General features: G+C 70.1%; 9 protein-coding genes and 2 pseudogenes. 10 read left to right on the forward strand and 1 reads right to left on the reverse strand.

Going from position 1 to position 10,089, the window contains the following annotated elements:
- Nucleotides 1–149 precede the first annotated feature (149 nt).
- The 10 genes and pseudogenes from AC3XYG_RS07025 to AC3XYG_RS07070 all read left to right on the forward strand — a co-directional run bounded on the left by AC3XYG_RS07025 (nucleotide 150) and on the right by AC3XYG_RS07070 (nucleotide 9,272).
- On the forward strand, nucleotides 150–1,022 hold the full coding sequence (locus AC3XYG_RS07025) for a branched-chain amino acid ABC transporter permease (protein ID WP_489139096.1): 873 nt from the start codon (nucleotides 150–152) through the stop codon (nucleotides 1,020–1,022).
- A complete protein-coding gene (locus tag AC3XYG_RS07030) occupies nucleotides 1,022–1,969 on the forward strand; it encodes a branched-chain amino acid ABC transporter permease (protein ID WP_489139097.1) in 948 nt (315 codons plus the stop codon). The genes AC3XYG_RS07025 and AC3XYG_RS07030 overlap by 1 nt, the downstream gene beginning before the upstream one ends.
- On the forward strand, nucleotides 1,966–2,754 hold the full coding sequence (locus tag AC3XYG_RS07035) for an ABC transporter ATP-binding protein (RefSeq protein WP_489139098.1): 789 nt from the start codon (nucleotides 1,966–1,968) through the stop codon (nucleotides 2,752–2,754). Before AC3XYG_RS07030 ends, AC3XYG_RS07035 begins: the two co-directional genes overlap by 4 nt.
- Nucleotides 2,755–2,773: 19 nt before the next feature.
- Nucleotides 2,774–3,439 (forward strand): annotated as a pseudogene (locus AC3XYG_RS07040) (ABC transporter ATP-binding protein); the annotation flags it as partial.
- A 140-nt stretch (nucleotides 3,440–3,579) separates the two neighbouring features.
- On the forward strand, nucleotides 3,580–4,263 hold the full coding sequence (locus tag AC3XYG_RS07045; RefSeq protein ID WP_489139099.1) for a GntR family transcriptional regulator: 684 nt from the start codon (nucleotides 3,580–3,582) through the stop codon (nucleotides 4,261–4,263).
- Between the two features lie 32 nt (nucleotides 4,264–4,295).
- Entirely contained in the window at nucleotides 4,296–5,402 is a 1,107-nt protein-coding gene (locus AC3XYG_RS07050) for a mandelate racemase/muconate lactonizing enzyme family protein (RefSeq protein ID WP_489139100.1), read from the forward strand.
- On the forward strand, nucleotides 5,402–6,472 hold the full coding sequence (locus tag AC3XYG_RS07055; RefSeq protein WP_489139101.1) for an Ldh family oxidoreductase: 1,071 nt from the start codon (nucleotides 5,402–5,404) through the stop codon (nucleotides 6,470–6,472). The genes AC3XYG_RS07050 and AC3XYG_RS07055 overlap by 1 nt, the downstream gene beginning before the upstream one ends.
- 57 nt (nucleotides 6,473–6,529) lie before the next feature.
- Nucleotides 6,530–7,864: pseudogene (locus AC3XYG_RS07060) on the forward strand (MFS transporter).
- A 185-nt stretch (nucleotides 7,865–8,049) separates the two neighbouring features.
- On the forward strand, nucleotides 8,050–8,856 hold the full coding sequence (locus AC3XYG_RS07065; protein ID WP_489139102.1) for a hypothetical protein: 807 nt from the start codon (nucleotides 8,050–8,052) through the stop codon (nucleotides 8,854–8,856).
- Nucleotides 8,857–8,972: 116 nt separating this feature from the next.
- Complete coding sequence (locus AC3XYG_RS07070; RefSeq protein WP_489139103.1) at nucleotides 8,973–9,272, forward strand: hypothetical protein; 300 nt, start codon at nucleotides 8,973–8,975, stop codon at nucleotides 9,270–9,272.
- A gap of 3 nt (nucleotides 9,273–9,275) precedes the next feature.
- On the opposite strand, the gene AC3XYG_RS07075 is transcribed toward AC3XYG_RS07070, so the two are convergent.
- The gene (locus AC3XYG_RS07075; RefSeq protein ID WP_489139104.1) at nucleotides 9,276–9,878 is read right to left on the reverse strand and encodes a DUF1287 domain-containing protein; all 603 of its coding nucleotides are present in this window, start codon (nucleotides 9,876–9,878) and stop codon (nucleotides 9,276–9,278) included.
- Nucleotides 9,879–10,089 lie beyond the last annotated feature (211 nt).

A 10,089-nucleotide genomic window follows, 5' to 3' on the forward strand; every position in this document is an offset into this window, starting at 1 on the left:
CATCTACACCATGTCCGCCAGCGACCATCTCGGCCTCGGCGCCGAATCCTTCCGCATGCTCGAGATCCGGGCCGGCGACTGGGTTCCGGCCCCCGGCGCGCCCTGAGCCCGGCCGCCGACCTCCCGCCCCTCCCACGGAAAGCGGATCCATGGCCGAATTCCTGCAGCTCGTGTTCTCCGGACTGACGGTCGGCGCGGTCTATGCCCTCGTCGCCCTGGGCTTCACCCTGGTCTACAACGCGTCCGAGGTGATCAACTTCGCCCAGGGCGACTTCGTGATGATCGGCGGCCTGGGCACCGCCGTCCTCACCGCCGCCGGCCTGTCCCTGCCACTGGCCGCCGTGATCGCGGTGGCGGCCGCGGCCGTGACCGGGCTGCTGCTGCACCGCCTCGCCATCGCGCCGGCCCGGGATGCGTCGCCGGTGACGCTGATCATGATCACCATCGGCGCCTCGGTCTTCCTGCGGGGCGTTGCCCAGATCGTGTTCGGCAAGGAGTTCCATTCCCTGCCGGCCTTCTCCGGCTCGGACCCGATCGCGATCGGCGGCGCGACCATCCTGCCGCAGAGCCTGTGGGTGATCGGCGGGGCCTGTGCCCTGGTGGCGGGCCTGGACCTGTTCCTGCGCCGCACCCTGCTGGGCAAGGCGGTCCTGGCCACCGCGGCGAACCGGCTGGCCGCGCGGCTGGTCGGGGTGAATGTCGGGGCCATCCTGGCCTTCGCCTTCGGCGTCTCCGCCGCGATCGGGGCGATCGCCGGCGTGCTGGCCGCGCCGATCACCTTGACCCGCTACGACATCGGCACGCTGTTCGCCCTGAAAGGCTTCGCTGCCGCCATGCTCGGCGGCATGGGCCACCCGCTCGGCGCCGTGCTCGGCGGGGTGCTGATCGGACTGATCGAGGCCTTCGGTGCCGGCTACATCTCGTCGACCTACAAGGACGCCGTCGCCTTCGCCGCCATCCTGCTGGTGCTGTTCCTGATGCCGCGGGGCCTGCTGGCCGGCCGCGGTGTGGACCGGGTGTGATGCTGGCCGCCGCCCTGCGCCATCGCTACGGCGCGCTGGCCGTGCTGATCCTGGTCATCGTGCTGGTGCCGCTGATCGCGCCGTCCGCCTTCCACCTGCGGGTCGCCGCGCTGGTCTGGGTCTTCGCCCTCGCCGCCCTCGGCCTCACCATCCTGACCGGCTTCGCTGGGCAGATCAGCCTGGGCCATGCCGGCTTCCTCGGCCTCGGCGCCTATGGCGCCGCGATCGGGCCCGCCCATCTCGGCCTGCATCCGCTGTTGGCCCTGGTGCTGTCCGCGGCCTTCGCCGGGCTGGTCGCCTGGCTGGTCGGCCGCCCGATCCTGCGGCTGAAGGGCTATTCCCTGGCCATCGCCACGCTGGGCTTCGGCCTGATCCTGTCGCTGATCTTCAACAATGAGAGCGACCTGACCGGCGGCCCCGACGGCATGCCGGTCAAGGCGCCGACCCTGTTCGGCTGGCGGATCGCAGGGGCGGCCACCTGGTATTGGCTGACCGCCGGCGCCCTGCTGCTGGGCGCCTGGATCGCGCTGAACTTGCGGTCCAGCCCCGCCGGCCGGGCGCTGCGGGCGCTGCACGATAGCGAGACGGCGGCGGCCGGCACCGGCATCGACGTCGCCGGCCGGAAGCTGGCCGCCTTCGTCATCAGCGCGGTCTACGCCGCAATCGCCGGGGCGCTGCTGGCCGGCATGAACGGGCTGGTGACGCCCGACGCCGCGGGTTTCATGCAGTCGATCGAGCTGGTGGCGATGGTCATCATCGGCGGGCTGGGATCGGTGCTCGGCGCGGTGGTCGGCGCCGCCGTGCTGGTGGTGCTGCCCCAGGTGCTGACGGCGTTCCAGGAGTATGAGCAGGCGGTGCTGGGGCTGCTGATCATGGGGTTCATGATCGCGCTCCCCGCCGGCATCGTGCCGGCGTTGCACCGCCGGTTGCTGGAGCGCCTGCGATGAGCGTGCTGACCGTCGACGGGCTCGGCATCGCTTTCGGCGGCCTGGTGGCGGTCGACGGTGTCGGCTTCACCGTCGCCGCGGGCGAGGTGCTGTCGATCATCGGCCCGAACGGCGCCGGCAAGACCACCCTGTTCAACCTGGTCACCGGCCTGTACCGCCCGCAGCGCGGCACGGTGGTGCTGGACGGCCGCCCGGTCACCGGCCTGCAGCCGCACCTGCTGGCCCGGCGCGGCCTGGCCCGGACCTTCCAGAACCTGCAGATCTTCTTCCGCATGACCGCGCTGGAGAACGTCATGGTCGGCTGCCACCTGAGCGAACGCAGCCCGCTGCTGGCCGACCTGCTCGGCCTGCCGATCACGCGGCGCCAGGACCGGACGACGCGCGACCGGGCGATGGCGGTCCTCGAACGGGTCGGCCTCGCGGCCGAGGCGGCGACGCCGGCCGGGTCGCTGTCCTATGGCGTGCTGAAGCGGCTGGAAATCGCGCGGGCGCTGGCCGCCGAGCCCCGCGCGCTGCTGCTGGACGAGCCGGCCGCCGGCTGCAATGCGGTGGAGACCGAAGCGGTCGACGCGCTGATCGGCGCGGTCGCCCGCAGCGGCGTCGCGGTGGTGCTGATCGAGCACGACATGAAGCTGGTGATGCGGATCTCCGACCGCATCCTGGTGCTGGCCCAGGGCCGCCGCCTGGCCGAGGGAAAGCCGCGGGAGGTGCGCGACGACCCGGCAGTCATCACGGCCTATTTGGGCGATCACGGACGCACGGAGGCCGATCGTGCTCACGGTTGAGGGACTCCACTCCGCCTATGGCCGCATCGCCGTGCTGCACGGCATCAGCCTGACCGTCGCACCACGCGAGATCGTCGCCCTGATCGGGGCCAACGGCGCCGGCAAGACCACCCTGCTGCGCTGCCTGTCCGGGGTGCAGCCGATCACCGCCGGCCGGTTGGAGTTCGACGGCGCCGTGATCGACGGCCTCGGGGCCCACCGGCGGGTGTCGCTCGGCATCGCCCAGTCGCCGGAAGGGCGGCAGGTGTTCGGCCCCCTGAGCGTCGAGGACAATCTTCGCCTCGGCGCCTTCCGCCGCCGCGATGGGGCCGCGGCCCGGCTGGACCGGATCTACGCCATGTTCCCGGTGCTGGCGGAAAAGCGGCACATCGCGGCGGCCAGCCTGTCGGGCGGGCAGCAGCAGATGCTGGCGATCGGCCGGGCCCTGATGTCCGAGCCCCGGCTGCTGCTGCTCGACGAGCCGTCGCTCGGCCTCGCGCCGCTGCTGGTCGACCAGATCCTGGCGGCGGTCACGGCCCTGCGCCGCGACGGGGTGGCGGTGCTGCTGGTCGAACAGAACGCGGCCGCGGCCCTGGCCGTCGCCGATCGCGGCTATGTGCTGGAGACCGGCCGGGTGGTTCAGGAGGGGGCCGGCCGCGCCCTGCTGGACGATCCGCGGCTGCGGGACGCCTATCTCGGCCACTGAGGCCGATCTTCGCTTCGATCAAGAGCCGCCCACGACAGCACCTTCAATTTCATGTCTTTCTAAATCATGCACGATCCACGATGCATGATTGACTCGACCCGGACGCGGCCGTATCAACCGGCAAGGTTCGGAGGACGCCCGTGTCGCAAAAGACCAGCATTTCCCGCGTTGCCCTGGCCGACCAGGTCATGCGCGTGCTGCAGGAACGGATCCTGGACCGGGTCTATGCGCCCGGCGCCCGGCTGAACATCGATGCCCTGACCCGCGAGCTGGAGGTCAGCTCCTCCCCGATCCGCGAGGCGCTGACGCGGCTGGCCGCCGACGGGCTGGTGGTCGCCTCCGCCTTCACCGGTTTCTCGGTGGCGCCGGTGCCGTCGCGCGACTGGTTCGAGCAATTGCTGACAGTCCGCATCCTGGCCGAGGGCTGGGCCGCCCGGCAGATGGCGCGGCTGCGCCCGGCCGCAGCGGTCGAGCGGATGCGCGAGAGCCTGGCGGCGATGGAGGGCGGCCAGCTGGGCCGCAAGGCCCGCGACTACCTGACCGCCAACCAGGCCGACCAGGCCTTCCACGAGGCGATGCTGGACGGGTCGGGCAACGAGATCCTGGCCCGCAGCGTGCGCGACCTGCATCCGCATCTGCACCACGCCCGGCTGTTCGCCAAGGTGCCGCAGGACATCGCGCCGACCATCGAGGAACACCACGCCATCCTGGCCGCCATCGCCGCAGGCGACGAGGACGCGGCTGCGGCGGCGCTGGAGCGGCATCTGCGCACCTCCTGGCAACGCTATGACGGCTGGACCGCCGACGAGCCGCGCTCCGCCTGACCAGACATCCACCAACGAAAAGGACGACGCCCGTGGCAAAGATCGTTTCCGTCGAGATCCTGCAGGCCGACCTGAAGCCCAAGGTCAAGCGCACCGACGCGGTGCAGGCCTTCGAGCTGCAGGAAACGCCGATGGTCCGCATCACCGACGCCGATGGCGCGGTCGGCACCGGCTACAGCTACACCATCGGCACCGGCGGCTCCTCCGTCGCCAAACTGCTGGACGATCACCTGGCACCGATGCTGATCGGCCGCGAGGCCGACGACATCGAGCGGATCTGGCGCGACCTGTTCTACCGCGTCCATGCCACCACGGTCGGCGCCCTGACCTCGATCGCCATCGCCGCCATCGACACCGCGCTGTGGGATTTGCGCAGCCGCCGCACCGGCATCCCGCTGCACCGCCTGGCCGGTGGCGCCAAGGAAAATATCGAGCTGTACTACACCGAAGGCGGCTGGCTGCACCTGGAGCAGGGCGCGCTGGTCGAGGAGGCGCAGCAGGCCAAGGCGGCCGGCTTCGGCGGCACCAAGGTCAAGGTCGGCCGCCGGCATGTGGCCGAGGATATGCGCCGGCTGACGGCGGTGCGCGACGCGGTCGGCCCGGAATGGGAGATCATGACCGACGCCAACCAGGGCTTCACCCTGGATGAGGCGGTGCGCCGGGTGCGCAGCTACCAGGAGGTCGGCATCGCCTGGTTCGAGGAGCCGATCCACGCCGACGACGTGCGCGCCCATCAGCGGCTGGTGGCGTCGACCAGCGTGCCGATCGCGGTCGGCGAATCCATGTACAGCATCTCGCAGTTCAAGGATTACCTGCAGAGCGACGCCTGCTCGATCGTCCAGGTCGATGTTGGCCGGATCGGCGGCATCACCCCCTGGCTGAAGGTCGCGCATATGGCCGAGGCCTTCAACGTGCCGGTCTGCCCGCATTTCCTGATGGAGCTGCACCTGCCGCTGTGCTGCGCCGTGCCGAACAGCCGCTGGCTGGAGTTCATCCCGCAGCTGGACCTGGTGACGACGGAGCAGATGCGGGTCGAGAACGGCCGGGCGATCCCGTCGGAAAAGCCGGGCCTGGGCATCGAATGGGATTGGGCGGCGCTGGACCGCGTCATCGTCCACCGCAACCGGCACACCGGCTGATGGCCGGCCAAGCTGTCTACGATGCGGCGGCGCTGACCGGCTTCGCCGAGGCACTGCTGGCCCGGGCCGGCATGCCGTCCGACAAGGCGGCGGATGTCGCCGCCGTGCTGGTCGAGGGCGAGTGCCTGGGCAAGACCACGCACGGCCTGGCGCTGCTGCCACTGTATTTGCGCGAGATCGAAACCGGCGGCATGCGGCTGGACGGCGGCCCCGAGGTGGTCAACGACCTCGGCGCCTGCCTGACCTGGGACGGGCGCAAGCTGCCCGGCCCCTGGCTGATGCGGCGCGCGGTGGATGAGGCGGTGGATCGCGCCGGCCGGTTCGGCATCGGTGCCGTCGCGGTGCAGCGCAGCCATCACACCGCCTGCCTCGGCACCTATCTGCGCCGCGCCACCGACCGGGGCTTCCTGCTGCTGCTGACCCTGACCGACCCGGCCCATTCCAGCGTGGCACCGTTCGGCGGCATCACCCCGGTGCTGACCTCCAACCCGCTGGCCTTCGGCGCGCCGATGGACGGCGACCCGGTGCTGGTCGACATGTCGACGGCGATGCTGACCAACGGCATCGTCGCCGACCACCGGCGGCGCGGCCAGCCCCTGCCCGCCCCCGACCTGCTGGACAACCACGGACACCCAACCACCGACCCGGAGGCCGTGGCCACCACGCCGCCGGGGTCGATCCTGCCGCTGGGCGGGCTGGCGGCCGGGCACAAGGGCTTCGCCCTGGGCCTCATGGTCGAGCTGCTGTCCGGCGGCCTGAGCGGCCATGGCCGTGCCTCGCCCTCGGAAGGCTGGAGCGCCGCGGTGTTCCTGCTGGCGATCGACCCGGCGGCCTTCGGCGGGCGCGAGGCCTATCTGCGCCAGGTCGACCGGCTGGCCGAAGCCTGCCGCGCCTCGGCCCCCCGCCCCGGCTTCGACCGGGTGGTGCTGCCGGGCGAGGCGGCACAACAGCGGCAACGCGGACGCCTGCAGGACGGCGTGCCGGTGGCGGCGACCGTCATGGCCGACCTGGCCGCCCGGGCGGAGGCCGCCGGGATCGCGATCCCGGCGGCGATCGGCCCATCGACCTGAGCCAATAAAACGCAGCCCGGCCTCAAGCCGGGCTGCCAAAAACGGGAGGAACACGAGATGAGCACCGCAGGAACCAGCGTCGGCCAGGCCGGCGCCGCGGCCCAAATCGACGGGGCCGGCATCCGCCGGGCGATCACCGCCGCCACCATCGGCACCGTCATCGAATGGTTCGACTACGCGCTGTACGGCGCGGCGTCGGGCCTGATCATCAGCAAGCTGTTCTTCCCCGCCCTGTCCGAGACCAATGGCGTCCTGGCCTCCTTCGCCACCTTCGCCGTCGGCTTCTTCGCCAGGCCGGTGGGCGGCGTCGTCATCTCGCATTTCGGCGACCGCTTCGGCCGCAAGCCGGCGCTGATCTTCACCATCACGCTGATGGGCCTGGCCACCGTCGCCATGGGCCTGCTGCCGACCTTCGGCCAGGTCGGCATCGCCGCGCCGATCCTGCTGGTGCTGATGCGGTTGCTGCAGGGCTTCGGCGCCGGCGCCGAATATGCCGGCGCGGTGACGCTGGTCGCGGAATACGCCCCGCCGCGCCAGCGCGGCTTCTACACCGCCATCCTGCAATAGGCCACGGTGGTCGGCATCATGCTGGCAACCTTGTGCTTCCTGGCCGTCTCCACCCTGCCGGAGGACGTGCTGCTGGGCTGGGCCTGGCGCGTGCCGTTCCTGCTGTCCGCCGTGCTGTTCGTCGTCGCGCTGTACATCCGCCGGCGGCTGGACGAGACGCCGGAATATGTCGCGGCGATGGAGAAGGCGGCGCAGCAGCACCGCGAGGCCCGGGTACCGGTCGGCGAGCTGCTGCGGAATTCGCCGAAGGAGGTGCTGTTCGGCTTTCTGTCGGTCACCGGCCACAACGCCAACGCCTATATCCTGAGCGCCTTCACCCTGAGCTACATGACCAACACGCTGCACATGCCGAAGGTGCAGGCGCTGACCGCCGTGGTGATCGCGTCGTTCACCGGCATCGTGCTGACACCGCTGATGGGTGCCATCGCCGACCGCATCGGCAATGCCAAGGTCTATGCCTTCGGCGCGCTGTTCACCGGCGCCTTCGCCTTCCCGCTGTTCGCCATGATCGACACCGGCAACATCGTGCTGGCGACGCTGGCGATGAGCCTGGGCTACGGCATCGGCTTCGGCGGGCTGGCCGGCGCCCAGGGCGCCTTCCTGGCCAACCTGTTCCCGACCCGGTACCGCTTCTCCGGCATCGCCCTGACGCGGGAGCTGAACAGCATGCTGATCGCCGGGCCGACGCCATTCATCGCCTCGGCCCTGGTCGCCGCGGCGGGCGGCACGCCGGGCTATGTCGCGCTGTACCTGGTGATCTGCTGTGCCATGACCTTCATCGCGGTGCTGGCGGTGCGGGCCCGGTCGGTTAACACTGGCGGCTGAACCGGCGACGGAACCGGACTGGGGGGCCGGCCCGCATATTTCGGGCCGGCCGGCCACATTGACGCCATCAACCGGCCCGATGCTGGATCCTGTATTTGAACGGGCGGCGGATATCGCGTCGCCGCGATTTTTTGATGCCCGAATATTGACGAGCCCCTGGCCCGCATTTGTGACGGAGGCATTTCATGACCGTCGATTCAACCGCCGATAAACCCGACCGGCAGCCATTGACCCTGCTGGACACGATGATCGTGATCCTGATTTCCTGCTCGATCGTGATCTTCGTGTTCACGATCGGCGCGAAGTTCCTGGGCCGCGACACCTTCGACAAGCTGCCCGATTTCCTGAAGGATTCGTATTCGGCCTTGGGGAGCGCCGGGGTGGTCGCCGGCGGGGCCCTGGTCGGCGCCGTGGTCGACACCCTGTCGAAGCGGCCGAGCACCAAGACCAGCTTCATCGCCTATGTCATGGCGGTGACGTTCCTGATCATGGCCCTGATCGTCGGCACGGTGGAACTGTCGAAGGTGATCGAGGGGCCGCAATTCAGCGTGCCGACCGGCGCGACCGGGGTGAAGCTGACGGCCGACACCGACGGCCCCGTCAGCTTCTACCTGCAGAACCGCCTGCTGGGCGGCAACCAGGCGCGCATCGGCGGCTCCTATGAGATCAAGGGGGGCCAGTTGACCGGCGAGATCACCGAGGCCGAATTGCTGCCGGTGATGGGGCCGGCGCCGCCGATGGCGCTGGATTCGATCAGCATCCATGTCTGCTATCTCGCCGTTCGCAACGGCTATCCGATGGCGACCCAGCGGCCGGAATTCCCACTGGCCTCGAACCGGCAGGCGATCGCCACGATGATGAACCTGCAGCAGCCCTACCCGATCCCGGCCTTCACGTTCAAAATCGACATCAGCCGGGTCGACAACATCGCGCCGGCCTATCTCTGCGCCTATGTCGGCGGGCCGGCGACGCCGCCGATGATCTTCTACTGAGCCACGGGAACAGTGAAGGCCGCCGAGGCGTTGTTATCAGGCGGTCGCATAGCGGACCGTGGCGCCGAGACCGAAGCCGTCCTGCGCCGGTATTCGACTCCAGGGAGGAGCGGACCATGGCCATGATCTTCGGCGCCATACAGTTCGACCCATCCGCCGGCATACCCTCCGCCGGCCCGACTTATACTGGAACCGAAGTCGCGACGGTCGCGCGCTGCGTCCGCGAGGATGAAACCCACATCGCCCGGCAACGTGAAACCATTGCCTGCCTGAGGATCCGAGGCGCGGCCACCGAGGACGCCGAGCGTCGCCTCGCCGCGTTCGAGAGCGCCCGGCGCCTGCACAAGGCTCATCTGCAGCGGCTGGTCGATCGGTCGGAGCGTGAGCGTTGGGGCATCGGCCGCCGTCCGGGATGATGCCTACCCCGGCGCGAGGCGATAGCGGCCGGTGATCGGGAAATCGGCCAGCCGGTCTTCCAGCCGGGCCCCGCCACCGATGTTGTGCACCACCAGCGGCGTGCCGCCGGCATCGCGCTGGCCGGTGACGACGGCGATATGCGCCAGGTTGCCCGGCAGCATCTGGCTGACCAGATCGCCCGCCGCGAAGTCCGCCAACGCCGTATCCGACGGCAGTTCGCGCCCGTGGCGGCGGAAGAACACCTGCGGGTTCGGCACCCGGCGGTGGTCGATGTTGGGATCTGGCCGCGACAGGCCCCAGGCCCGGGGATAGCGGGAGAAATTGGCCTGCATGTCCTCATGCACCAGGCGCTGCAGATCAAGACCGAAGGCGTCGCGATAGGCGCGGATGACCACATCGGTGCAGACGCCGCGGTCGCGCGGCACGTCGCCGCCGGGATAGGCCAGCCGGGCATAGGTCGGGTCGTACGCCACCGTCACGCCGATCTGTGCCTGCGCCGCCGCGACCAGCCGCCCCGGCCAGTCCGCCGGTCCGGCGGCCCGGGCGGACTGGCCCAGGAGGCCGGCCATGGCCGCACCAATGAGCATCCGCCGCCGATCGATCATGCCATCCTCCCCATGAATCCAGTGCAGCACAGCACCGGGGAATGGCAGGATCAGGGCACGCCGGGCCAAGGCCTGCGAATGAGCGGACCGGACCCGACAATTCCTATAGTGTCCGGACGGGGCGCTGGTGTCATAATATCGTCCTACATTTGCAGAGGGGCGCCGGACCAACCGGCGCTGGAGGAAGGACGATGCCAGGCTCCGAAGGAAC

Source organism: Inquilinus sp. (genome assembly GCF_057815775.1).

Excerpts from the sequence above, each read along its gene's own strand:
- AC3XYG_RS07025 (WP_489139096.1), top strand. The coding sequence starts at position 150 with ATGGCCGAATTCCTGCAGCTCGTGTTCTCCGGACTGACGGTCGGCGCG.
- AC3XYG_RS07030 (WP_489139097.1), top strand. The coding sequence starts at position 1,022 with ATGCTGGCCGCCGCCCTGCGCCATCGCTACGGCGCGCTGGCCGTGCTG.
- AC3XYG_RS07035 (WP_489139098.1), top strand. The coding sequence starts at position 1,966 with ATGAGCGTGCTGACCGTCGACGGGCTCGGCATCGCTTTCGGCGGCCTG.
- AC3XYG_RS07055 (WP_489139101.1), top strand. The coding sequence starts at position 5,402 with ATGGCCGGCCAAGCTGTCTACGATGCGGCGGCGCTGACCGGCTTCGCC.
- AC3XYG_RS07065 (WP_489139102.1), top strand. The coding sequence starts at position 8,050 with ATGACCGTCGATTCAACCGCCGATAAACCCGACCGGCAGCCATTGACC.
- AC3XYG_RS07070 (WP_489139103.1), top strand. The coding sequence starts at position 8,973 with ATGGCCATGATCTTCGGCGCCATACAGTTCGACCCATCCGCCGGCATA.
- AC3XYG_RS07075 (WP_489139104.1), bottom strand. The coding sequence starts at position 9,878 with ATGATCGATCGGCGGCGGATGCTCATTGGTGCGGCCATGGCCGGCCTC.